The organism is Microbulbifer aestuariivivens, from assembly GCF_039545115.1.
Classification (GTDB): Bacteria; Pseudomonadota; Gammaproteobacteria; order Pseudomonadales; family Cellvibrionaceae; genus Microbulbifer; species Microbulbifer aestuariivivens.
In genome coordinates this window covers 46430-69575 of sequence record NZ_BAABRT010000007.1, presented here as the reverse complement: position 1 = coordinate 69575, position 23146 = coordinate 46430, and the positions used below count along the sequence as shown (strand labels likewise).

The 23146-nt window shown below is 63.2% G+C and carries 20 protein-coding genes; 10 read left to right on the top strand and 10 right to left on the bottom strand.

What is annotated here, in order from left to right; translation table 11 throughout:
* Positions 1 to 123 precede the first annotated feature (123 nt).
* Positions 124 to 2367, top strand: coding sequence for a TonB-dependent receptor family protein (locus ABEA58_RS05860; protein ID WP_345549709.1), 2244 nt, complete (start codon positions 124 to 126; stop codon positions 2365 to 2367).
* A 145-nt stretch (positions 2368 to 2512) separates the two neighbouring features.
* Here ABEA58_RS05860 and ABEA58_RS05855 read toward each other — a convergent pair whose 3' ends face one another.
* The 4 genes from ABEA58_RS05855 to glyQ all read right to left on the bottom strand — a co-directional run bounded on the left by ABEA58_RS05855 (position 2513) and on the right by glyQ (position 7545).
* Positions 2513 to 3688 carry a class I SAM-dependent rRNA methyltransferase gene (locus ABEA58_RS05855; protein WP_345549707.1) on the bottom strand — a complete coding sequence of 392 codons (1176 nt, stop codon included), beginning with the start codon at positions 3686 to 3688 and terminating at the stop codon, positions 2513 to 2515.
* Between the two features lie 238 nt (positions 3689 to 3926).
* Positions 3927 to 4475, bottom strand: coding sequence for a D-glycero-beta-D-manno-heptose 1,7-bisphosphate 7-phosphatase (gene gmhB, locus ABEA58_RS05850; RefSeq protein ID WP_345549706.1), 549 nt, complete (start codon positions 4473 to 4475; stop codon positions 3927 to 3929).
* 20 nt (positions 4476 to 4495) lie between these two features.
* Entirely contained in the window at positions 4496 to 6577 is a 2082-nt protein-coding gene (gene glyS, locus ABEA58_RS05845; RefSeq protein WP_345549704.1) for a glycine--tRNA ligase subunit beta, read from the bottom strand.
* Positions 6577 to 7545, bottom strand: coding sequence for a glycine--tRNA ligase subunit alpha (gene glyQ / locus ABEA58_RS05840; RefSeq protein WP_345549703.1), 969 nt, complete (start codon positions 7543 to 7545; stop codon positions 6577 to 6579). Before glyQ ends, glyS begins: the two co-directional genes overlap by 1 nt.
* 159 nt (positions 7546 to 7704) lie before the next feature.
* On the opposite strand from glyQ, the gene ABEA58_RS05835 reads away from it, so the two are divergent.
* Positions 7705 to 8619 (top strand): lysophospholipid acyltransferase family protein, encoded by a 915-nt coding sequence (locus tag ABEA58_RS05835; RefSeq protein WP_345549702.1) that lies wholly within the window; start codon positions 7705 to 7707, stop codon positions 8617 to 8619.
* A gap of 104 nt (positions 8620 to 8723) precedes the next feature.
* Here the strand turns inward: ABEA58_RS05835 and ABEA58_RS05830 are convergent, their stop codons facing one another.
* Positions 8724 to 9959, bottom strand: coding sequence for a NupC/NupG family nucleoside CNT transporter (locus ABEA58_RS05830; protein ID WP_345549701.1), 1236 nt, complete (start codon positions 9957 to 9959; stop codon positions 8724 to 8726).
* Between the two features lie 42 nt (positions 9960 to 10001).
* On the opposite strand from ABEA58_RS05830, the gene ABEA58_RS05825 reads away from it, so the two are divergent.
* Positions 10002 to 10613, top strand: coding sequence for a CDP-alcohol phosphatidyltransferase family protein (locus ABEA58_RS05825; protein WP_345549700.1), 612 nt, complete (start codon positions 10002 to 10004; stop codon positions 10611 to 10613).
* 80 nt (positions 10614 to 10693) lie between these two features.
* Here the strand turns inward: ABEA58_RS05825 and ABEA58_RS05820 are convergent, their stop codons facing one another.
* The 5 genes from ABEA58_RS05820 to def all read right to left on the bottom strand — a co-directional run bounded on the left by ABEA58_RS05820 (position 10694) and on the right by def (position 16508).
* Entirely contained in the window at positions 10694 to 12145 is a 1452-nt protein-coding gene (locus ABEA58_RS05820; RefSeq protein ID WP_345549699.1) for a TrkH family potassium uptake protein, read from the bottom strand.
* Between the two features lie 20 nt (positions 12146 to 12165).
* Entirely contained in the window at positions 12166 to 13551 is a 1386-nt protein-coding gene (trkA, locus tag ABEA58_RS05815; protein WP_345549697.1) for a Trk system potassium transporter TrkA, read from the bottom strand.
* 43 nt (positions 13552 to 13594) lie between these two features.
* Positions 13595 to 14929: a 16S rRNA (cytosine(967)-C(5))-methyltransferase RsmB gene (gene rsmB, locus ABEA58_RS05810; RefSeq protein ID WP_345549696.1), complete on the bottom strand. Its 1335-nt coding sequence runs from the start codon at positions 14927 to 14929 to the stop codon at positions 13595 to 13597.
* Positions 14930 to 14934: 5 nt separating this feature from the next.
* On the bottom strand, positions 14935 to 15900 hold the full coding sequence (gene fmt, locus ABEA58_RS05805) for a methionyl-tRNA formyltransferase (RefSeq protein ID WP_345549694.1): 966 nt from the start codon (positions 15898 to 15900) through the stop codon (positions 14935 to 14937).
* Positions 15901 to 16001: 101 nt separating this feature from the next.
* Entirely contained in the window at positions 16002 to 16508 is a 507-nt protein-coding gene (gene def, locus ABEA58_RS05800) for a peptide deformylase (protein ID WP_345549692.1), read from the bottom strand.
* Between the two features lie 184 nt (positions 16509 to 16692).
* Here def and ABEA58_RS05795 point away from each other — a divergent pair, with 184 nt between their 5' ends.
* The 7 genes from ABEA58_RS05795 (at position 16693) to ABEA58_RS05765 (ending at position 22851) form a co-directional block, all read left to right on the top strand.
* Entirely contained in the window at positions 16693 to 17760 is a 1068-nt protein-coding gene (locus ABEA58_RS05795) for a LysM peptidoglycan-binding domain-containing protein (protein WP_345549690.1), read from the top strand.
* An 89-nt stretch (positions 17761 to 17849) separates the two neighbouring features.
* Positions 17850 to 18989, top strand: coding sequence for a DNA-processing protein DprA (dprA, locus tag ABEA58_RS05790; protein ID WP_345549688.1), 1140 nt, complete (start codon positions 17850 to 17852; stop codon positions 18987 to 18989).
* Positions 18990 to 19354: 365 nt separating this feature from the next.
* Complete coding sequence (tsaC, locus tag ABEA58_RS05785) at positions 19355 to 19918, top strand: L-threonylcarbamoyladenylate synthase type 1 TsaC (RefSeq protein WP_345549686.1); 564 nt, start codon at positions 19355 to 19357, stop codon at positions 19916 to 19918.
* Positions 19919 to 19957: 39 nt separating this feature from the next.
* Complete coding sequence (gene hemF / locus ABEA58_RS05780; protein WP_345549684.1) at positions 19958 to 20863, top strand: oxygen-dependent coproporphyrinogen oxidase; 906 nt, start codon at positions 19958 to 19960, stop codon at positions 20861 to 20863.
* 120 nt (positions 20864 to 20983) lie between these two features.
* Complete coding sequence (locus tag ABEA58_RS05775) at positions 20984 to 21439, top strand: nuclear transport factor 2 family protein (protein ID WP_345549683.1); 456 nt, start codon at positions 20984 to 20986, stop codon at positions 21437 to 21439.
* A 147-nt stretch (positions 21440 to 21586) separates the two neighbouring features.
* On the top strand, positions 21587 to 22411 hold the full coding sequence (gene aroE / locus ABEA58_RS05770) for a shikimate dehydrogenase (RefSeq protein ID WP_345549681.1): 825 nt from the start codon (positions 21587 to 21589) through the stop codon (positions 22409 to 22411).
* A 38-nt stretch (positions 22412 to 22449) separates the two neighbouring features.
* A complete protein-coding gene (locus tag ABEA58_RS05765; protein WP_345549680.1) occupies positions 22450 to 22851 on the top strand; it encodes a hypothetical protein in 402 nt (133 codons plus the stop codon).
* The last annotated feature ends 295 nt before the right edge of the window (positions 22852 to 23146 follow it).

The window sequence follows — 23146 nt, the reverse complement described above, 5'->3', positions numbered from 1 at the left end:
CCGCGCCTATCGAGCCGATAAAAAAATGCAAAAAAAAGCTGCAAAAAAGAAAAGCACTGCTAAAATACAATCATTCTCATTTGCAACAAGATTTATAATCTGCCGTCATTCCATGGAGGATGCATGACCCGCTTTGTTCTGTCGCCACTGGCCTTGGCGCTTGCGACCGTAACCGCCGCCCCAGTGTTTGCCGATGCGCAGCCCGACCAACAAACCAAGCGCCAGATTTCACCGCAGTCAGAGCAGCAAGAGCAGGGCTCGGGGCTGCTGGAAACGCTGTCGGTCATTGGCGATGCCGACGCAGTGGAGCGCCTGCCGGGGTCCGCTCATGTGGTGGACGAGGAGGAGTTGGCACGCTTCGAATTCGCGGATATCAATCGCATCGTACGCTCCATCCCCGGTGTGTATCTGCGCGAGGAAGACGGCTACGGCCTGCGGCCGAATATCGGTATTCGCGGCTCCGGCAGCGGCCGCTCCAGCAAGATCTCGCTGATGGAAGATGGTGTGCTGGCGGCACCGGCTCCCTACGCGGCGCCCTCCGCCTACTACTTCCCCAGCACCGGGCGCATGAGCGGCATTGAAGTGCTCAAGGGACCATCCTCATTGCAGTACGGCCCCTTTACCGTGGGTGGCGCCGTGAACCTGCTGAGCACCCCGATTCCCGACGCCACTGGGGGCGCTGAGGCCTCTAAGGGCATGGTCAAGCTGGAAGCCGGTGAAAACGGTGAAAACCGCCTGCACAGCTATTATGCAAGCGCCACGGAAACCAGTGGCTGGCTGCTGGAAACCCACCAGCAGATTGCCGATGGCTTCCGGGAAATCGACCGCGCCGGCAGCGCCGATATCCAGAAAGAGGATTACCTGCTCAAGGGGCGCCTGCAAACGGCCACTGGCGCCCGCTATCCGCAGCAGCTGGACGTCAAGCTGCAGTACTCGGAGGAACTCTCCGGCATGAGCTATGTGGGCCTCACCGATGCGGACTTCGACGCGGACCCCAACCGCCGCTACGGCCTGACTGCCTTGGACGAGATGCAAAATCGTCACAGTACCCTGCAGCTGAATCACAGCATCAGTTTCAGCGAGCGCTTTGTCCTGCACACGCAGGCCTACCGCAACCAGTACAAGCGCGACTGGTTCAAGACCGACAACATCGGCGGCCTACTCGATGACGCCAATAACGGCGACAGCTACGCCCAGGGAGTGCTGGATGGCGAGATCGATTACAGCGGGATCAAACTCAAACACAACAACCGCAAATACGACTCCCGCGGGGTGCAAATCAGCGCCGACTGGCAGCTCGCGAGCGGGGCTATCACCCACGACCTGATAATCGCAGTGCGCCGCCACTGGGACGAGGTGGATCGTTTCCAGCCGGTGGAAACCTTCAATCAGGTGGATGGCCAGTTGCAGTTTGTGGAAAAACAGCTGCCCACCGGCAGCAACAACCGCATCGAAGAGGCGGATGCCACAGCGCTGTTTGTGTATGACGAAATGGGGCTGACGGACAAACTGACCGCGACCGCGGTACTCCGCTATGAGGATGTGCAAACCTCACAGCAGCGCTACGACGATGTCGCCCGCAACCTGGAGGGTGATGACATCAGTAACGCCGTGGACGAGTGGTTGCCGGGCGTGGGTCTGGTGTACGAACTGAATACAGCGTGGACCATGTTGGCGGGTGTCCACCGCGGTTTCGCGCCTCCGGGAGCCGGTGCCCAAGAGGGTGTGGGCGCGGAACTGTCAACCAACTATGAGTGGGGTGCGCGCTTCGATAACGGCGCCTTAAATGGCGAGTTGATCGCGTTCTTCAGTGATTACAGCAATACGGTGCAGAACTGCACCATCGCGGTGAAATGCCCCAACGGCGCAGACAGTGGCACCTACAGCCTGGGTGAATCCGAGATATTGGGGCTCGAGGCCACACTGGGTGGTGAGTGGGTGCTTGCTAACGGTTGGCTCATACCCTGGCGGGCGACTTATACCTACACCGAGGCGGAAACCACCGGCGATGCCGATGGCGGTGAAGTGTTGGCGGGGGACAATCTGGCCTATTTGCCGCAAACGGTTTTCGCCCTGACCACCGGCATCGACAGCGGCGCCGAGTGGCGTGTCGATCTGACGGCGGCCTATCAGGACGAGATGTGCATCGATAATGAATGCAACCGCCCGGGCAGCACTGCCCTGCAGCGCACCGAATCCCTGTGGGTTGTGGATGCGGCGGCCCATTACGACTTCAGTCAGGCCCTGAGCGCTTATCTGAAAATCGACAACCTGCTGGACCAACAGGCCATTATCAGCCGCGACCCGGATGGCGCCCGCGCCAACAAGCCGCGCACGGCGATTGTGGGTGTGCGCTACGCGTTCTAAATATCCGGCTGCCGACAGGGCAGGAAGCGAAGAAAAAGCCGCGTGGTTACGCGGCTTTTTTATTACCAGATTGCAGCAGATTGCTGCCTGATTCAGTGCTGGGAAGTCGCACAGGCTTGCGTGCGAATGTGAAAACCAGCGCGGCTTAACCCAGGTGCACAAAGTGCGCCTTCAGGTAGCGGGTTTCGGGGATCGCCGGGTGCACCGGGTGGTCAGCTCCCTGGTAGCCGGTGGAGAGTATGGCGGCGCTGCGGTCCAGCTTGCGCGCCGCGCCGCGCACGGTTTCCAGCAGCTCGTCGGCGGCCAGATGCATGGAGCAGGAAGCGCTTACTAACAACCCGCCCCGCGATAGCAGGCGCATGGCCAGTTCATTGATATGGCGATAGGCCGCCAGCCCGGCCTTGTGATCTTTGCGCCGCTTGATAAAGGCCGGCGGGTCCAGCACCACAACGTCGAACTTCTCGCCGCTGCCGATCATGGCCTTGAGTACATCCACGGCCTTGCCCTGCACGGTGCTGAGGCGATCAGCAGCCTGGTTGTGCTCGGCGTTGGCCTGACACCAATCGAGGGCCTGCTGGGAGGCATCGACACAGGTGGTGTGAGCCGCGCCGTTGGCGAGCGCTTGCACACCCCAACCGCCGGCATAGGAAAACAGGTCCAGCACCCGCTTGCCATTGACCCAGCGATTGAGCAGGGCGCGGTTCTCGCGGTGATCGTAGAACCAACCGGTTTTTTGCCCGTGGTGGACCGGTGCCAGCAGTCCCACGCCGTTTTCCTCGAAGGGCACCAGTTCGGGGACCTCACCGCTGACCACGCTGTTTTGCAGTGGCATCTCCTCCACGGCGCGGCCCTGGTGGTCATTGCGCAGCAGTATGCCGCGGGGTTGCACCAGCTCATCGAGCAGTTCGATCACCTCGGGCAGCAGTCGCTCCATGCCCCAGTTGCTTACCTGGACCACCAGGATGTCGTCGAAGCGGTCTACCACCAGGCCCGGCAGCCAGTCGGAGTCGCCGTAGACCAGCCGGTAGCTGGGATGGGCGAAATAACGCTGGCGCATATTGAGGGCAGTGCGCAGTCGCTGCCGCAGCAGTGGACGGTCGAGCTCGCCGTCGCGGGAGACCAGCCGGCCGCAGATCAGCTGGCTGGGGTTGATAAACGCCGTTCCCAGCTTTTTGCCCTGGCTGTCGCAGACGGTGCACTGGCTGCCGGACTCGATGCCCTTGAGAGGCGAGCGCTTGGTATCCACCTCGTTGCTGTAAATCCACAGGTGTCCGCGTTTCAGGCGCCGCTCGGCACCGCGATTCAAAATAATTTCTGCCACAGCTGGGCTCCAGGCTAAGGGATGTCTTCGCCGGCGGCGAAGCTGGGGCGGATTGTGCCCGCCACGCCGGCGCGGTCAAGGGGCAGGCACCGAATCGCTCCAGTATTAACCGTAGGGGAAAGTTGCGGCGCCCACGGCCCCGCTGCGGGTGTGCAGGTCGGTCACCGCAAGCGGGATAAAAAAAGAGACGCGCGATGAAGGAGAAAGCAGGGGGAATAAGCAGCGCAGCGGTGAAAAGTTATTGCAGCGCGAAGCGGGCGAAGGCGGCCAGGTCGTCGAAGAGTGCCGTCTGCGCCAACGCCGGTTCGGGATTGCTAAGCAGCTGCTGCAGAGTTTCTTCGCCGTGGCCGCTACGCACCAGCACCGGTTTGCAGCCCTTGGCCACCGCCGCCTGCAGGTCGCGCAAACGGTCGCCGACCAGAAAGCAGTCGTGCAGGCTGGTGTCGAATTCCGCCTCGATGGCATCGAGCAGGCCGGTGGCGGGCTTGCGGCAGCGGCAGCCGTCGTCCGGGCCGTGGGGGCAATAGAAAATTGCCGCGATCTCGCCGCCCGCATCTTCCACCAGCGCGCGCATCTTGGCGTGCATGGCTTCGAGATCGTCCAGATCGAAAAGACCGCGGGCCAGGCCCGGCTGATTAGTGGCGATCACCAGTTGGTGACCGGCCTGGCTCAGTGCGGCGATGGCCTCGATGCTGCCGGGCAGGGGCTGCCACTCATCGGCGGAGGTGACACCCCCCGCCGGCTCGCGGTTGATGACCCCATCCCGGTCCAGCACGATAACGCTCATGGGCTCAGGCGCTCGCCAACTTATTTGGCCGGCGCCAACAGGGAAATGTCGGCCACCTCGAGGAACAGCGCGCGCAGTTGCGCCAGCAGTGCCAGGCGGTTGTTGCGCAGGGCCTCGTCGTCGGTCATCACCATCACATGGTCAAAGAAGCTGTCCACGGTTGCGCGCAGCCCGGCCAGGCCGGCCAGGCCCTCGGTATAGCGGCGCTCGGCATACAGGGGCGCCACCTTGCCGCGGGCATCTTCGACGGCACGGTAGAGGGCCTTTTCCGCCTCCTCGCGCAAAAGCGCAGGGTCCACTGCACTGGGCACTGGGCCGTCCAGTTTGGCGAGAATATTGGAAACCCGCTTGTTGGCCGCCGCCAGCGCCTGGGATTCGGGCAGCTGGCTGAATGCGAAGACCGCCTGCACGCGGTTGTCGATATCCAGTGGCTGCGACAGTTTCTTGGCCGCCACCGCCATAAAGACCTCGGCCGGTACCCCCTGGTCCTCATAGCGGGCGCGGAAGCGCTCAAGCACATAGGCGAGGGTCTGCGCCACCACGCTGTCGTACTGGTCCAGGGCGCTGCGCGGGTACTGGTCGCGGGCCAGTTCCAGCAGCTGGCGCAGATCCACATCGAGATTGTTTTCCACCAGCAGGCGGATGATGCCGAGGCTGGCGCGGCGCAGGGCGAAGGGGTCGCGGGAGCCGCTGGGCGGCTGGCCGATACCGAAGATGCCGACGAGGGTGTCGAGGCGATCGGCGAGGGCGATGACGGTGCCGATAGCGGTCTTCGGCAGTTCGTCCCCGGCGAACTTGGGCATGTACTGCTCGTACATGGACTTGGCGACATCCAGGGTTTCGCCATCGTTTTCCGCATAGTAATAGCCGGCGATGCCCTGCATATCGGCAAACTCGAACACCATTTCGGTGACCAGGTCGGACTTGCACAGCTGGCCGGCGCGCTCGGCCTGGGCCGCGTCGGCACCGACCAGTTTGGCGATCTCCGCCGCCAGGTGCGCGAGGCGTTCGGTCTTGTCGTAGACGGTGCCCAGTTTCTGCTGGAAGACCACCTGTTTGAGTTTCTCCCGGCGCGCCTGCAGGCTGGTTTTCTTGTCGGTTTCGAAGAAGAAGGCGGCATCGGAAAGGCGCGGGCGGATGACCCGCTCGTTGCCGTGAATCACCTGCGCCGGGTCCTGGCTGTCGATATTGGCCACGGTGATAAAGAAAGGCAGCAGCTGGCCGTCGCCATCGACGACGTGGAAATACTTCTGGTGCTCTTTCATGGAGGAGATCAGAGCTTCCGCGGGAACATCGAGGAAGCGCTCCTCGAAGCGCCCGGTGAGGGCCACCGGCCACTCCACCAGCGCGGTCACTTCGTCGAGCAGGTCGTCATCGATCACCGCCACGCCATTGACGTTGCTGGCCTCGGCGCTGACCTGCTGGCGAATGATCTCGCGGCGCTCGGCGAAGTCGGCGATGACGTAACCGGGCTTGCGCAACTGCTGCACATAATCCTGCGCGGAGTGGATTTCCAGCTCGCGGTTGCAATGGAAGCGATGGCCGCGGGTGGTGTTGCCGGCGCTTAGCCCCAGCACCTGACCGTCCACCACCTTGTTGCCGAACAGCATCAGCAGCCAGTGCGCGGGGCGCACGAACTCTTCGCGGCGGGCACCCCAGCGCATACGCTTGGGAATGGGCAGCTGCGCCAGGGCTTTGTCGACGATGCCGGCCAGCAGGGTCTCGGTCTGCGCACCGGCCTGTTCGCTGATAAAGGCGAGGCGTTCACCCTTGTCGGTGTCCTTGCGGGCAAGCTCGGCCACGGTGACACCATTGCTGCGGGCGAAACCTTCTGCGGCCTTGGAGGGATTGCCGTCTTTATCGAAAGCCGCCTGTACCGCCGGGCCGAGTTTTTCGATCTGTTTGTCCTGTTGCTTTTCAGCCAGACCGGACACGGCCACCGCCAGCCGCCGCGGCGCCGCGTAAGCCTTGAGCTGGTCGTAGTGAAGCTCTGCGGCGTCGAGGCCCGCGGCGATACCATCGGCAAAAGCCTGCATCAGGGTGTGCAGCGCTTTCGGCGGCAGCTCCTCGGTGCCCAGCTCTACGAGAAAATCCTGCGCCATTACTGCTTCTCCTCTTGCTTGGCTTCGGCATCGGTGGGTTCCGCCAGAATTTCGGCCCTGAGTTCCTCCGCCGCCAGCGGGAAGCCCAGCGCGCGGCGGGCGTCGTAGTAGGCCTTGGCCACGGCGCGCGCCAGGGTGCGCACGCGCAGGATATAGCGCTGGCGCTCGGTAACGGAGATGGCGTGGCGGGCGTCCAGCAGGTTAAAGGCGTGAGAGGCTTTCATCACCTGCTCGTAGGCGGGCAGCGGCAGTCCCAGTTCGATCAGCCGCTGGCTCTCGCGCTCGCAGTGATCGAAGGTGCTGAACAGGAATTCGACGTCGGCGTGTTCGAAGTTGTAGTGGGACATCTCCACTTCGTTCTGGTGGAAAACATCACCGTAAGTGACCGGGGTGCCGTCGGGGTAGCGGGTCCACACCAGGTCGTAGATGGATTCCACCCCCTGCAGGTACATGGCGATGCGCTCCAGGCCATAGGTGATTTCACCGGTGACCGGGTAGCACTCCAGACCGCCCACCTGCTGGAAGTAGGTGAACTGGGTGACCTCCATGCCGTTCAGCCACACTTCCCAGCCGAGGCCCCAGGCACCGAGGGTGGGGGATTCCCAGTTGTCCTCGACAAAACGGATATCGTGCACCGCCGGGTCCACACCCATCGCGCGCAGGCTGTCCAGGTAGAGATCCTGGATGTTGTCCGGCGACGGCTTGAGCACCACCTGATACTGGTAATAGTGCTGCAGGCGGTTGGGGTTTTCACCGTAACGACCATCGGTTGGGCGGCGGCAGGGTTGCACATAGGCGGCGTTCCAGCTCTCCGGACCGATGGCGCGCAGGAAGGTAGCCGGGTGGAAGGTGCCGGCCCCCACTTCCATATCCAGAGGCTGTAGAATGACGCACCCCTGGCGCGCCCAATAATCCTGCAGGGCAAAGATCAGGCCCTGAAAGGTGCTGAGGTCGTATTGCTTGGACACCGCTATCTCCGGCTGTGATGAGTTCGGTCTGCCACACCGCTGGTGGGCAAAGGGACGCAATTATACCGGCAGCGGGTTACGCACTAAAGGCGCCACTGCTGTGAATCGGGCCGGAATCGGCGCGGATGGGTGATGCCGGCGGGTCCGGTGGATGAAGTAGTGCAAATCTGGATAGGAACTTTGGCATTGGATATCAAAGGGGCACTGGCTGCCGCTGTACTGAAACTGGTGGGAAAGCTGCCGCTGGCCTGGGCGCGCCGCGTGGGCGGGCTGTTCGGGCGTCTGGCGATTCTGTTTCGCGGCGAGGGACTGCGGGTAACCCGCATCAACCTGAAGCTCTGTTTCCCGGCGCTAGACGCGGCGGAGCGGGAGCGGCTGGCGCGCCGCAGCGTGGTCAACACCGCCATTACCGGATTTGAGGTGGCAACTCTGTGGCGCCAGCCCTGGAGCCGCAGCGAGGACCAGATCGTGCGGGTGCGCAACCAGCAGCTGCTGACAGAGGGTGTCGATGAGGGACAGGGGGTGCTGGTGCTGATGCCGCACACCGGCAACTGGGAAATCTTCGGTATGTACCTGGCGACACTCGGCCCCTCCACCGGGCTCTACGCGCCGCCGAAAATCGCCGCGCTGGACCCGATCATCCGTGCGGGGCGCGAAGCCACCGGCACCACCATGGTCCCCACCAATGTGCAGGGGGTGCGCGCGCTGCTCAAGGCACTGAAAAACGGCGATATCGTGATGGTGCTGCCGGATCAGGAGCCGGAAACCTCCGGCGGCGACTTCGCGCCATTCTTTGGCCGGCCCGCGCTGACCATGACCCTCGCGCACAACCTGCTGAAGCGCACCAACGCCCGCTGCGTGTTCGGCTTCGGCAAGCGCGTCGAAGACGGTTTTGAACTGATGTTCCTGCCGGCGGAAGAGGGAATTTACAGCGCTGAACAGAATGTTTCCCTGGCCGCGATGAATCGCGGTGTGGAGGCGTGTATCGCCGAGGCGCCGGAGCAGTATCAGTGGGAGTACAAGCGCTTTCGCCGCGGCCCTGAGGGCAAGACGCGGCTGTATGCGAGAAACTGAAGCGCCCGGACTTAACTGACTTGGGTTTTTTAAAGCTCGGTAAACCGAAAGCCGACAGCAAAAAGGTCGCGTCCGGCTTGCAATGCGGCCGGACTGTCAGAACATCAGCCGGCCTGTAACAGCCCCACCACCGTGCCGGTCATGCAGGTCGCCAGCAGGCCGGCGAACAGGGCGCGGGTGGCCAGATAGGCCACCTCCGCTGTGCGCCCGGGCACAATGGTGGAGATGGTGCCCACCACCAGCCCCAGGCTGGCAAAATTGGCAAAGCCACAGATGGCGTAAATCAGAATCAGCGAACTGTGTGGCGACATGGCGCCGGGCCCAAGCTCTGCCATCCTCTGGTAAGCGACAAACTCGTTAAAGATCAGCTTGATGCTCATCAGCTCCGCCGCCTGTGGGATATCCGCCGACTCCACGCCCATCAGCCACACCACCGGCTGGAACAGCATGGCGGCGAGGAACTCCAGGCTGATTCCCTGTCCGAAAATCGCGCCCAGCAGCGCGTTGATCAGGTGGATCAGCGCAAACAGCACCACGATCATGCCGATAATATTCAGCAGCAGCTTTACCCCTTCCTCGCTGCCGCGCACCAGCGCATCGAGGGTGCTCTGGGCTTCGCTCTCTACCTTCGGCACCGGATGCATCAGCCGGTCACCGGGCGGCACCCACAACTGGGCGAACAGCACCGCCGCCGGCATGCTGATCAGCGACGCCACCAGAATATGCCCCGCGGGATTGGCGACGATAGTTTCCAGCTGGCTCGCATAGAGCACCATCACCGTGCCCGCCACCGTGGACATGGCGGCGGTAATCAGCAGAAAAAGCGTCGAGCGGGACATGGACTGGAAATAGGGCCGCACCAGTAGCGGCGCCTCGACGATGCCGAAAAACACACTGGAGGCCACGGTAAAGGTCTGCAGTCCATCGAGTCGGAGTGCTTTCTGCAGCATAAAGCCGAGCGCGCCGATCACCTTCTGCAGCACGCCCCAATAAAACAGAATGGCGGAAAGGGCGCTCATCACCAGTACAATCGGCAGAATCTGAAAGGCGATGATAAAGGGCGTGCCCGGACCCTCTGCGGCAAAAGGTAGCTCGGCGCCGCCTAGATAACCGAACATATAACTGCTGCCGGCCAGTGCCGCCTGCTCGAGGGCTTTTACGGCGCTGTTGAGGCTGAGCAGCGCACTCTGCACCCAGGTGATTTTCAACATGATCCAGGCGATGGCGAACTGCAGTAACAGACAGGTGAGGATCAGTCGGGGCGAGATGGCCCTGCGGTTTTCACTCATCAGGATAGGAATGGCGGTGAACACCAGAATGCCTGCAATCGCTTGCCACATGAAAAAATATCCCCCGGCGCCTGACGACGCGAATAAAACAAAATGACAGAAAAGCCCGCTCAAACCCTGTGGCGCTACCTGCCCAATGCGCTGTCCACTTTGCGGATACTGCTGATCCCGCTGATTATCTGGCTGTCTCTGACACAGCAGGCCGCGGCGGCGCTGCTGGCCTTTGCGATCGGTGCCCTGACGGATTTTCTCGACGGGCAGCTGGCGCGGCGGTTTCACTGGCACAGCCATGTCGGCGCGCTGCTGGACCCGGTGGCCGATAAACTCTTCGTGCTCTGCCTGATGCCACTGGTGTGGCACTTAAGCTCGGTACTGACGCTGTTTGTGTGGCTGGTGCTGATCCGCTACCTGTTACAGCTCAGCGTTTTTCCCGTGCTGATGGGCTGGCTGAAACGGCCCTTCAAGGTGGCGCCTAAGCTGATACCGAAGCTCGCCACCGCCGTCGCTTTTATGGTGCTGGGGCTGGGCTTCTGCCAGCAGGTGGCCATGGACTGGACGCCGGACTATGCAGCCAGCGGCAATTTTTTTGGCCAGTCGATCATGGCGGTCAGCGCGCTGGGCTGTGTGCTGGAAGCCTGGGTGCTGGTGTCCTTCGTGCCCCGTTATTTTCAGATTATTGTCGGCAGCCACGATACGTTTGAATGAGCAGCTATAAATTCTGATTAACACAAATTGCTGTATTACCCGATTAACTGAACAGTTCTCTCGGCGAGTGGCGCAATGATTCAGTGGCGCCAGAAGGCGGGAGTGAGCAGTACCAGCAGGGTAAAAATTTCCAGCCGCCCCATCAGCATGGCGAGAATCAAAAACCACTTGGCCAGCTCATTCACCGAGCCATAGTGTGCAGACGCATCGCCGAGCGCCGGGCCGATATTGCTCAGGCAGGAAGCGACGGTGGAAAAAGAGGTAACGAAATCCTCCCCGGTCGCCATGACGATAATCGTCAGCACAAAAAACGAAAGAATATACACGGCGAAAAACCCCCACACCGCATCGGTCACCCGCTCCGGCACGATTTTCGCGTTGACCTTGATGGGCACCACCGCGTTGGCATGCACCAGCCGGTTCAGTTCGCGCATGCCGGATTTCATGATCAGCATGCCGCGCACCGCCTTGATGCCGCCGCTGGTGGAGCCGGCGCAGGCACCGAGAATCCCCAGCATCAACAGCACATAGGGCAGGAACGCCGGCCAGGCGGAAAAGTTTTCCGAGGCAAAACCGGCGGTGGTGCCGATGGAAACCACCTGAAAAACCCCGTGCAGGAAACTGCTGCCGGCATTGAAAATTCCCTGGCTCCACAGGTACAGGCTGATCAGCAGCGCGGCTGTAACCGTCAGCGTCACCCAGAAGCGGAATTCGGAGTCTTTCCAGTAGTGCGACAGGGTGCGGTAGCGGAAGGCGAAAAAGTGCAGGCCAAAGTTGATCGCGGCGGTGAACATAAACAGGATACAGATCGCCATGATCGCGTGGTTGTTGGCATAAAAGCCCATGCTGGCGTCGTGGGTGGAAAAGCCCCCGTTGGCCACGGTGGAAAAGGCGTGGCCAACGGCATCGAAAACCGTCATGCCCGCCCACCAGTAACCGAGCCCGCACAATACCGTGAGGGTGATGTAGATAACGAACAGCGCCCGCGCGGTTTCCGCGATGCGCGGGGTCAGCTTGGTGTCTTTGACCGGGCCAGGGGTTTCCGCCTTGTACAGCTGCATGCCGCCGATGCCCAGCATGGGCAGGATCGCCAGTGCGATCACAATCACGCCGATACCGCCGACCCACTGCAGCTGCTGGCGATAGTAGAGAATCGCCGGCGGCAGGGTGTCGAGCCCGGTGATGACGGTGGCACCGGTTGTGGTGAGGCCGGATATGGATTCAAAAATCGAGTCGGTGATGCTGAGATCCGGCTGTGGGCTGATAATCAGCGGCAGCGAGCCGAAACTGCCGAGCACCAGCCAGAACAGCGAGGTCACCACGAAGCCATCGCGGGTGCGCAGGTCCTGGCGCAAGTCGTGCACCGGCAGCCACATGAATAACCCGGTGACGAGGGTGATGATGAAGGCCACGGTGAAGGGGGCGTGGGTACCGTCGTGATACCAGAGCGACACGCCGATAGGCGGCAGCAGTGTCAGGCTGAACACTGTCAGGAGTATTCCGAAAATCCGCGCAATTACTGCTATTCGCATCGGCGCAAGTCAGCCTGTTATCAGAAGAAACTGAAGCCCACCTGGAACAGCTGCTCCACGTGGCGGGTGTGGCGGCGGTCCACCAGGAAAACAATCACGTGGTCGTCGGTCTGCACAACCACATCGTCATGGGCGATCAGCACCTCGCTGCCCTGATCGGTCTCGCGCACGATGGCGCCGATGGCGGCGCCCTCCGGCAGGTCGATATCCTCGATCTTGCGCCCCACCACCTTGGAGGTGCGCTGATCGCCATGGGCGATGACCTCGATGGCCTCGGCGGCGCCGCGGCGCAGCGAGTGCACATTGACCATGTCGCCGCGGCGCACATGGGTGAGCAGGCTGCCGATGGTGTTCTGCTGCGGCGAGATGGCGATATCGATTTCGCCCCCCTGCACCAGGTCCACATAAGCGCGGTTGTTGATCAGCGCCATCACTTTGCGCGCGCCGAGGCGCTTGGCCAGCAGCGACGACATGATATTGGCCTCGTCGTCGTTGGTCAGGGCGAGGAAAACGTCGGTGTCCTCGATATTCTCTTCCAGCAGCAGATCCTGATCGGAGGCGCTGCCGTGCAGGACGATGGAGTTGGACAGCTCCTCGGACAGGTGGATGCAGCGATCGTGACTGCGTTCGATAATCTTCACCGAATAGCGGGCTTCGAGCCTGTGCGCCAGGCGCAGGCCGATGTTGCCACCGCCGGCGATGATGACCCGCTTGTAGCCCTGCTCCAGTCGCCGCAGCTCGCTCATCACCGCGCGGATATCGGCGCGGGCGGCGATAAAGAACACCTCGTCGCCGGCCTCGATCACGGTATCCCCCTGGGGAATGATCGGGCTGTTGCGGCGATAGATGGCGGCCACGCGGGTATCCACCTTGGGCATATGCTGGCGCAGGTAACGCAGCTGGTGGCCAACCAGGGGGCCGCCCTGTACCGCGCGCACCGCCACCAGTTGCACCTGGCCAGCGGCGAAGTCCAGTACCTGCAAGGCGCCGGGGTTTTCCATCAGCCGCGCGATGTACTCGGACACCAGCTGCTCGGGGCTGATCAGCACATCGATGGGGATGGCGCCGGGATCGAACAGTTGCGGGTATTGCAGATAGGAGGCGGCGCGGATACGGGCGATCTTGGTGGGCACGCGAAACAGCGAGTGCGCGATCTGGCAGGCGGCCATATTGGTTTCGTCATTGTTGGTCACCGCCACCAGGATATCCGCATCATCGATGCCCGCTTCCAGCAAGATGTCCGGATGGGAGGCGTGACCGGCTACCACACCGATATCGATGCGGTCGCGCAGTTCGCGCAGCGTTTTTTCATCGCTGTCGATAAGGACGATGTCGTTGCGCTCGGATGCGAGGCTTTCCGCGAGGGAGCCGCCCACCTGGCCTGCGCCGAGAATGACAATTTTCATAGCTGAAAACAGCCGCCTTTATTATTTTGCCGCGAACGCCAGCCTACGACTTCTGTAGCAGGGCATAGTAAAAGCCGTCACCGCCCTCGAGCCGGGGAAACAGCTGTCGGCCCGCTGGCTGTGCCAGGCCCCATTCCCTGCCAGCGAGCAGTTGCGGGGTATTGTCGCTCGCATCCGGGGTCTCCGCAATGAAGCGGGCGACCACTTCGGTGTTCTCGGCTGGCAGTATCGAGCAGGTTGCATACAGGAGGCTGCCGCCGGGCTTGAGCAAGCCCCACAGTGTGCGCAGCAGTCGCCCCTGCAATTCCGCCAGGGGGGCGATGTCCTCAGCGCGGCGCAACAATTTGATGTCGGGGTTGCGGCGGATTACCCCGGTGGCGGAGCAGGGGGCATCGAGCAGGATGCGGTCAAAGGCTTCGCCGTCCCACCAGGCGTCGGGTTCGCCGGCGTCGGCACAGATGAGTTCCGCCGCCAAACCACCGCGAGTCAGGTTGTCGATCACGCGGTCGAGGCGCTCTTCGTCGACATCTAATGCGCTGAGCTGGATGCCGGGGGCCTGTTCCAGCAGGTGCGCGGTTTTGCCGCCGGGGGCGGCGCAGGCATCCAGCACCCGCTCGCCCTCGCCGGGCGCCAGCAGCAGCGCCGCCAGCTGGGCGGATTCGTCCTGAACGCTGACACGGCCTTGGTCGAAACCGGGCAGCGCGTCCACCGCGCAGGGGGATTGCAGGCGGATGCCCACCGGCGAGAGCTCGCAGGCCCGCCCCTCGATTCCCGCCTGGCGCAGAACGGCAAGATAGTCATCGCGGCTCTGCTGGCGACTGTCGACCCGCAGGGTCATCGGCGGGTTGGCGTTGTTGGCCTTGAAAATCCCGCCGGCGTCACTGCCCCAGGCGGCCTTGATGGCCTGTTGCAGCCAGGCCGGGTGCATGGAACTGAACTGGGGGTTGCCGGACAGTTTGCGCTGCAGGGCCTCGCGGTTGCGCAGCGCATTGCGCAGCACGCCGTTGATCACGCCGGTGGCGCGATCGAGGCCGAGGTCGCGGGCGGCGTTGACGGTGGCGGAAATGGACGCGTGATCCGGTATGCGGGTGAATTCGAGCTGGTAAAGCCCCAGCAGGATCAGCGCGCGCACCTCGATATCGGCAGGCGGCTTGCGCAACAGCTTGTCGGCGAGCAGCTGCAGGCGCGGCGCCGCGCGCGCGCTGCCGTAACAGAGTTCCCGCAGCAGCGGGCGGTCCCGCTCGCAAACCACGCGTTCCGCAGCGGGCAACAGGCGTGCCAGTGAACCGCGGGACTGCAGCAGTTCCGCCAGCACCCGGGCGGCGGCGGCGCGAACATCGGTGGGGGATTGGTTTTTGCCGGCGGCTGGCTTTTTCATCTCGATCAGTCCTGCCCAAGCCTGGTGCCGGTCGCGAACAGCGCCCCGTGCCCGCGCAGCAGTTCATCGGCGCTCAGGGCTTTTTTGCCCGGCAGCTGCAACTCTTGCAGGCGCAGGGCTTCGCGGCCGCAGGCCACCAGAATGCCCTCGGCGTCGGCGGCAAGGATGGTGCCCGGTGCGTCGCTGTGACAGCCGCGCTCCAGCTGTGCGCGGTATACCCGCAGGCGCTGCTCGCCCTTGTCGCCGGCAAGCGTGGTCCAGCAAACCGGGAAGGGGTTGAAGGCGCGGATACTGCGCTCTATCTCCACGGCAGGACGCTGCCAGTCGATGCAGGCTTCCTCCTTGCTGATCTTGGCGGCGTAATTGGCCAGGCTGTCATCCTGTGCCCGGGCTGTGGCGCTGCCGGCGGCGAGCTGTTGCAGCGCATCCAGCAATGCCGGGCCACCCAATTGTGCCAGCTTGTCGTGCAGGCTGCCGCCGGTTTCGCCGGGGCTGATAGGGCAGCGTTTTTCCACCAGCACCGGGCCGGTGTCGAGCCCCGCTTCCATCTGCATGATGGCGACACCGCTTTGCGGGTCGCCGGCTTCGATGGCGCGCTGAATCGGCGCGGCGCCGCGCCAGCGCGGCAGCAGTGAGGCGTGCACGTTGATACAGCCGAGCCGCGGCATGTCCAGCACCACCTGCGGCAGGATGAGTCCGTAGGCGACCACCACCATGATATCGGCACCCAGTGCCTGCAGTTCGGCCTGGGCGTCGGCATCCCGCAGGCTGTGGGGCTGGTAGACCGGCAGCTGGTGTTGCAGGGCCAGCTGCTTGACCGGGCTGGGCAGCAGCTTCTTGCCGCGCCCGGCAGGCCGGTCCGGCTGGGTGTAGACGGCGATCACGCGATGGCCGCTGTCCAGCAGGGTCTGCAGGTGTGCGGCGGCAAAATCCGGTGTGCCGGCGAAGACGATATTCAGTTGTTTAGACATGGTGTTCTATATAGGTGCTCTATATAAACGCAGACCGCCGGTGGAAACCGGCGGTCTGATGGTTGGGGCATGGGTTGGGCGCAAGGCCGGGCAGCTGCCCGTCAGGCGCGCTGGCGGTGGGCCTTTTCCAGCTTGGAGCGGATGCGGTTGCGCTTCAGCGGGGAAATGTAGTCCACGAACAGCTTGCCGTTCAGGTGGTCCACCTCGTGCTGGATGCAGACGGCGAGCAGGCCCTCGGCTTCCATGGCGAAAGGCTCACCCTCCCGGTCCAGTGCCTTGACGCGCACGCGCCGGGGCCGCTCGACGGTTTCATAAAAGCCCGGTACCGACAGGCAGCCCTCGTCGTACTGGTGGTGCTCCTCTTCGAGCACTTCGATTTCCGGGTTGATAAAAACCAGCGGTTCGCTCTGGTCTTCGGAAACGTCGATCACCACGATACGCTGGTGCACATTGATTTGTGTGGCGGCGAGGCCCACTCCCGGTGCGTCGTACATGGTCTCGAACATGTCGTCGACCAGGGTGCGCAGCTCGTCGCTGACCTTGTCGACTGGCTTGGCGACTTCGCGCAGGCGGGGATCGGGAAATTCTAGAATCTCAAGCTTGGCCATAACACCCGTGACAAACTTCTAGTAATCGTGGAACTTGCGCTGATAACATAATGATCGCGCTCGATATTTGCCGCAGGGAGCCCTTTATCTGCCGGTCTCGCGCCGTTGCTTTTCGGGTCTCCCGCCACTCTGGCCGTGGCCCGGCGCTGTAAATTATAGCGATAAAGAGCATAGGAATGCTTCCATGAGAAAAATTATTCTGGTTGCCGCGCTTCTGGTGGCGGCCATCGGCCTGCACGCGCAGGACGATATTCGCCTCAACCCCGACCACCCCGATGAGTATGTTGTCGAGAAGGGTGACACCCTGTGGGATATCTCCGGACGCTTCCTGACCCAGCCCTGGTACTGGCCCGAAATCTGGCAGGTCAATCCCCAGGTGGAGAACCCCCACCTGATTTACCCCGGTGACCGCCTGCGCCTGGTATACGTCGCCGGTCAGCCGCAGCTGCAGCTGGAGCGCGGTCCCCAGGCCTACAAGCTGACTCCGGTCGCGGACGCCAGCCGCCTGTCACCGCAGGTACGCAGAGAGGCCATTGACGATGCCATTCCGGCACTGCCCCTCGATGCCATCAACGCCTTCCTGTCGCACACCCGCATCGTCGATACCGATGCCTTCGAGGGCACTCCTTATGTGATTTCCGGTGACGAACAGCGCATCCTGATGGGCGCCGGCGAGAAGATCTATGTGCGCGGGGATTTCCGCAACGCCCTGAGTTCCTATGGCATCTACCGCCCGGGGGAGGTGTACAGGGATCCGAATACCGGTGAGGTGCTGGGGCTGCAGGCTCTGGACGTGGGCAATGTGGATCTGTACCAGCTGGACCCGGATCGCCGGCGCGACTCCGCGATTGCCACCATGCGCGTCACCCGCACCGCCCGCGAGATTCGTCTTGAGGATCGCCTGCTGCCGGCGGAGGAGCGTGCCATCGAGGCCTTCTTCCAGCCCAGCGCGCCGCCACAGCTGGTGTATGGCCAGATCATCGGCGTCGAGGAGGGGGTGACCCAGATCGGCAAGTTCGATGTGGTTGCCATCAACCGCGGTCTGCGGGAGGGCATCTCCACCGGCAATGTGCTCGCCATCTACAAGCGCGGCGCCACAGTGCGCGACCGCATTGGCCGCGACGAGGTGAAACTGCCGGACGAGCGCGCCGGGCTGATGATGGTGTTCCGCACCTTCGACAAAATGAGCCTGGGCCTGGTGCTGGAGGCGGACCGTCCGCTGGAGCTCATGGATCAGGTGCGCAACCCCTGACCGGTCGATGACCGTTCGATTGTGACGAGCGGGCCGGGCGGCCCGCCAGCGAGTTTCCCTGCGAATTTCCCCTTCAAGAGGTGCAGAGCATGGATGCGCTCACCGCTACCCTGGCCCTGATGCGACTGCAGGGCATGGGCCCCAGCCGTTACTGGTCCCTGCTGCAGCATTACCCCTCCGCCGTCGAGGCACTGGAGCAGCTCCCCGCAACCCTGCTGGAGAAATTGCCGCCGCGGGCCCGTGAACAGTGGCGCGAGTGGCGCCAGTGCGGCGACGCCAGCACCCTGATGGGCTGGGTCCAGCGCGAGCAGGCGCTTTGCATTGAGCTGGGCGCAAGCCTGATTGCCGCCGGCAGTGATGCCTATCCGGCACTGCTGGCGCAGATCCCGCGCCCGCCGCCACTTCTCTATGTGCGCGGCAACCCCGATGCCCTGCATCTGCCGCAGATCGCCGTGGTCGGCGCGCGCCGGGCCACCAGTGCCGGTCTCGACAACGCCCGCGCCTTCAGCCGCGAGCTGGCCGGGGCCGGATTCGCGATTACTTCCGGCCTGGCGTTGGGTATCGATGCCGCCGCACACCGGGGCGCTCTGGATGCGCACGGGGTGACAGTGGCCGTGATGGGCACCGGGATCGACCAGCTGTATCCCCGTCGCAATGCGGCGCTGGCGGAGGAAATCCTCGCCGGGGGCGGAGCCCTGGTGAGCGAGTTTGCCATTGGCAGCGGTGCCGAGGCGGGCAACTTTCCGCGCCGCAATCGCATTATCAGTGGTCTCTCTCTGGGCGTACTGCTGGTGGAGGCGGCCCTGCGCTCGGGTTCCCTGATCACCGCCCGGCTGGCGGCGGAACAGAACCGCGAGGTGTTTGCGATCCCCGGTTCCATCCACAACCCCCAGTCCCGCGGCTGTCACCGCATGATCCGCGAGGGCGCCGCACTGGTGGAGACGGCGGCGGATATTGTCGACGAGCTTGGCGGTCTGTTGAGTGAGGTGCCGGCGACAGACAGCGATTTGTCACAGATGCCACCGCTGGATGGCGTCGAGCAACGGGTGATCGCCGCGCTCGGCGGTGACCACCGCAGCCTGGAACAGATCGCCGCGACTACCGGTCAGGAGCCCGGTGCGTTGATGGCGACATTGCTGCAACTGGAGCTGGCCGGGCTGGTGGAGACCCTGCCCGGCGGCTACCAGTTGACCGGGCGGGGAGCCAGGCTTCTAACCGCCATGACCTGAAAATCGTAAACTGAAAGGTAGTCTGGCCCGGAAGGCATCCCGGCAGTGAATGCCGGCGCGAGAAAACTCGAGGCTTTAGCGACGTCCATCAGCGACGCCCATCGATACTGGGCAGAGCGGCAGAGCAGGGCGCAGGCTGAGTGCGCCTCCGGGTGGCCAACTTGTGCGCCGCAGGGCAATCCGCTAGATTGCCGCGTCTTTTAATTTCCTTCTCGCAGCTTGTGCAGAATGAGCGCTCTTTCTCGCCGCGGGCATGCCTGCCCGCAGCAAGCGCTCAAGAGCGTCGAGAGACACCGCAAGGAGAAGGGGAGCGACGCGCGCAACCCGCCGGCGCGGCCGATTGATGTAAGGGAGACTCACTGCCTATGGCATATCCACAGCTCGATGTGCGCTTCGCCGCCCGCGCCCTGGCGGCGGGCGGGGTCATCTCCCATCCCACCGAATCTGTCTGGGGTCTCGCCTGCGACCCGCTCAATCCCGACGCGGTGGCGCGCCTGCTGCAGCTGAAAAACCGCCCGCTGGCCAAGGGTCTGATCCTGGTAGCGGGCGATAGCGACGCCTTCGGCGGCCTGCTGGAAAATCTCTCTGCCGAGCAGCGCGACAAAGTCACCCAAACCTGGCCTGGGCCGGTAACCTGGCTGGTGCCGCACTTTGGTCGCGTGCCGCCGTGGATCAGCGGCGACCACCACTCAGTGGCGCTGCGCTGTAGCAACCACCCCTTTACCGCCGCGCTGGCCCGGGCCTTCGGCGCTCCCATCGTTTCCACTTCGGCAAATCCGGGCGGTTGCCAGCCGGCGCGCAGCAAATATCAGGTGCTGCGCTATTTCGGTGATCAGCTGGATTTTGTCGGCGGCGGTGCCACCGGAGGTCGCCAGTCACCCAGCGAGATTCGCGACCTGGTCACCGGTCAGGTCGTGCGGGCCGGCTGAGCGCGGCCACCAACCCACTAAGTACAATCGGGAAATATCATGAGTGAAGTGGATATCCACGCCGTCAAACGTTACCTGCTGGAGCTGCAGGATCGCATCTGCCAGTCCCTGAGCGAGGTGGACGGCAGCGCGTTTCGCGAGGACAGCTGGGAGCGTCCCGGCGGCGGCGGCGGCCGCACCCGGGTGCTGGAAGAGGGTGGCCTGATCGAGAAAGGCGGGGTCAATTTCTCCCACGTGCACGGCGACGGCCTGCCGCCCTCCGCCACCGCCAACCGGCCGGAACTGGCCGGGCGCTCATTCGAGGCCATGGGCGTATCCCTGGTGATTCATCCCCGCAATCCCTACGTGCCCACCAGTCACGCCAATGTGCGGCTGTTCGTGGCGGAGAAGCCCGGTGCCGAGCCGGTCTGGTGGTTCGGCGGTGGATATGACCTGACCCCTTACTACGGCTTCGAGGAAGATGCGATGCACTGGCACCGCACCGCGCGGGATGCCTGCCAGCCGTTCGGCGAAGACGTTTATCCACACTTCAAACAGTGGTGCGATGAATATTTCCACCTCAAGCACCGGGACGAGGCGCGGGGTGTGGGTGGCCTCTTTTTCGACGATTATCAGCAGGGTGGCTTTGACAACGCCTTCGCCCTGATGCGCGCGGTTGGCGACAGTTATCTGGATGCCTATCTGCCGATTATTCACCGTCGCCGCGATATGGCCTACGGCGAGCGCGAGCGGCAGTTTCAGCTGTACCGCCGCGGCCGCTATGTGGAATTCAACCTGGTTTACGATCGCGGCACCCTGTTCGGCCTGCAGAGCGGCGGGCGCACCGAATCGATCTTGATGTCGCTGCCGCCGCTGGTTCGCTGGCAGTACGACTGGCAGCCGCAACCTGGTTCGGCGGAAGCAAGGCTCTACAGCGATTTTCTCGTGCCCCGCGACTGGGTGTGATATTTGCGCTGGGGAGTTTTTGGCCGCTGATAGGATCTAGGCTGTTGATAGGTCCTGGGGCGTTTAAAGGTTCCGGTTTGTTGCCAGGTTTTGGAGTTTCAGCGAATACCAGGGGAGTCTATGAGTTCTGTAGATAGTCACAGCCGGGCCGAGATCAGCAAACTGTACCAGCAATATCGCCGCACTTTTGAGAGTGGCGATGCCCAGCAGGTGGCAGATTTTTACCGCTTTCCACTGCACTATTACACAGACGATGGTGGCAAAAGCGTATTTGATCGCAGTCAATTTGTGGATTTGGTGGAAAAGCTGCTGAGTCTTTATCGCCGGCTGGGCGTGGCTCAGATTGTCGGCACCGTGAAGGACCTGGTGGCAGTGAATGCCAGCGCCAGCCTGGTGTCCCTCAACTGGATTCTGCTGCGCACCGATGGCGACCAGACCAGCCAGCTTTACGCTGCCACCTCCCGCTACCTGGTGGTCGACACCGCCGACGGGCTGAAGATCGACGCGCTTTTCGCCAGCGATGAAACCACCAAGCTGCGCGCGGTCTTGCGCCAGCGTCGGCAGGGGCGCGAATAACACGGCGTTGCCGCTTAACCAGCGGCGTCGACTTTACCGACAGCGCCAGCATTGCCAGCGCCAGGGGAAACCCCAGCACCAGCGGAACAACCGAAACGCCGCCGCAGCCTGCAGCCGTAAGCCCATAAAAATAAAAGGAACGTATTCGTGACCGATAGCTACGCCGTGATCGGCAACCCGGTGGACCACTCACTGTCACCCTGGATTCATCAGGCATTCGCGCGCCAGACCGGCGAGGACATCGCCTATGAAAAGCTCCCGGCACCCAAAGACGGCTTCAAATCGGTCGCGCGGCGCTTTTTCGCCGCTGGCGGCCGTGGCCTCAATGTCACCGTGCCCTTCAAGCTGGACGCCTTCGACTTCGCCGACCAGGTGACCGAGCGGGCCAGCGCCGCCGGCGCGGTCAACACCCTGGCCATGCGGGACGACGGCAGCATTCTCGGCGACAACACCGATGGCGCCGGACTGGTGACGGATATACGCGACAATCTGGGTTGGCCAATCGCCGGGCGGCGGGTGTTGATGGTGGGGGCCGGTGGCGCCGCCAGAGGCGCCATGCTGCCCCTGCTGGAACGGGGCCCGGCGCTTGTGCATATCGCCAACCGCACAGCCGAGCGCGCCGAGCGCCTGGCGCTCGAATTTGCCCGCCACGGCTCGCTTGAAGCCAGCGGTTTCGACAGTCTTGGCGGTTCCTTCGACCTGATTATCAATGCCAGTGCCGCCAGTCTCAGCGGTGATCTGCCGCCGCTGGCGGATACGCTGGTTGGCCATGGCTGCCAGGCCTATGACATGGTGTACGGTGCGCAGCCGACGCCATTTATGGCCTGGGCCGCGGCGCGGGGCGCCGAGACTGCGGATGGCCTCGGCATGCTGGTGGGGCAGGCGGCGGAGTCATTTATGCTGTGGCGGGGCACCCGACCGCAGACGACACCGGTGTTGCAGGCGCTGCGGGCACGGCTGCAAAACCAATAAGCCAGCGAGCCAACCATTTTTTATTTCGAGGGGGAAGCGTGCGGGAATTCTTGCGCAATCTGTCCATGGGCTTTGCGGTCGGCGCCGCCGGTGGCCTCGTTTACGCCCTCGCACTCTGGGCCCTGGGCCGCTATGGCGTTTCATACCGCCTGGGCGTGGACATAGCTCCGCACCTGTCCCATCCCTATCTGTACCAGCGAATTGTCTGGGGCGGTATCTGTGGCTGGCTGCTGTTGCTGCCGCTGCGGCGCGCCTGGTTCAGCCGCGGCCTGTTGCTATCGCTGGTTCCCGCCGGCGCCCTGCTGCTGGTGCTGCTGCCAATGCGCGGTTACGGCCCGGGCGCGCTGGCCCTGGGAACCCTGACTCCCCTGGTGGTCTGGCTGGCCTGCGCGGCGGGGGGCGTGTTCGCTTCCGCTCTTCTGCGCGCCCAGGGCCGGTGAAAAATGAGCGGACAACAAGTCGGCCACTGAGACCCCTAAGCCCCTAAGCCCCTAAGCCGCTGAGCGCCTAAGCCAGTGAGCCACTGAACCACTAAACCTCCACGCCAAAACCAGATCGCAGGCACTCCTCTGCCGCGGGCCCGGACCATCCGTGGGTACCAACCCCTAACGGCAGCGGGCCCCTTTCATTCAAAACCTGCCGAGCCTGAGACGCCACTCGGTCAATGTCATTCCCTTTAGTCCTCTCTTCTGCTTCTGGCCTCTTGGCTTCTCTTTCCCCCGCTGAAAAGGCTCA

What these genes read in the sequence shown, in the direction of transcription:
- ABEA58_RS05820 (WP_345549699.1), bottom strand. Translation starts at nt 12,145, where the DNA reads ATGCGAATAGCAGTAATTGCGCGGATTTTCGGAATACTCCTGACAGTG.
- hemF (WP_345549684.1), top strand. Translation starts at nt 19,958, where the DNA reads ATGAGTGAAGTGGATATCCACGCCGTCAAACGTTACCTGCTGGAGCTG.
- ABEA58_RS05825 (WP_345549700.1), top strand. Translation starts at nt 10,002, where the DNA reads ATGACAGAAAAGCCCGCTCAAACCCTGTGGCGCTACCTGCCCAATGCG.
- trkA (WP_345549697.1), bottom strand. Translation starts at nt 13,551, where the DNA reads ATGAAAATTGTCATTCTCGGCGCAGGCCAGGTGGGCGGCTCCCTCGCG.
- def (WP_345549692.1), bottom strand. Translation starts at nt 16,508, where the DNA reads ATGGCCAAGCTTGAGATTCTAGAATTTCCCGATCCCCGCCTGCGCGAA.
- tsaC (WP_345549686.1), top strand. Translation starts at nt 19,355, where the DNA reads ATGGCATATCCACAGCTCGATGTGCGCTTCGCCGCCCGCGCCCTGGCG.
- glyS (WP_345549704.1), bottom strand. Translation starts at nt 6,577, where the DNA reads ATGGCGCAGGATTTTCTCGTAGAGCTGGGCACCGAGGAGCTGCCGCCG.
- ABEA58_RS05830 (WP_345549701.1), bottom strand. Translation starts at nt 9,959, where the DNA reads ATGTGGCAAGCGATTGCAGGCATTCTGGTGTTCACCGCCATTCCTATC.
- ABEA58_RS05775 (WP_345549683.1), top strand. Translation starts at nt 20,984, where the DNA reads ATGAGTTCTGTAGATAGTCACAGCCGGGCCGAGATCAGCAAACTGTAC.
- dprA (WP_345549688.1), top strand. Translation starts at nt 17,850, where the DNA reads ATGGATGCGCTCACCGCTACCCTGGCCCTGATGCGACTGCAGGGCATG.
- gmhB (WP_345549706.1), bottom strand. Translation starts at nt 4,475, where the DNA reads ATGAGCGTTATCGTGCTGGACCGGGATGGGGTCATCAACCGCGAGCCG.
- ABEA58_RS05860 (WP_345549709.1), top strand. Translation starts at nt 124, where the DNA reads ATGACCCGCTTTGTTCTGTCGCCACTGGCCTTGGCGCTTGCGACCGTA.
- rsmB (WP_345549696.1), bottom strand. Translation starts at nt 14,929, where the DNA reads ATGAAAAAGCCAGCCGCCGGCAAAAACCAATCCCCCACCGATGTTCGC.
- ABEA58_RS05795 (WP_345549690.1), top strand. Translation starts at nt 16,693, where the DNA reads ATGAGAAAAATTATTCTGGTTGCCGCGCTTCTGGTGGCGGCCATCGGC.
- fmt (WP_345549694.1), bottom strand. Translation starts at nt 15,900, where the DNA reads ATGTCTAAACAACTGAATATCGTCTTCGCCGGCACACCGGATTTTGCC.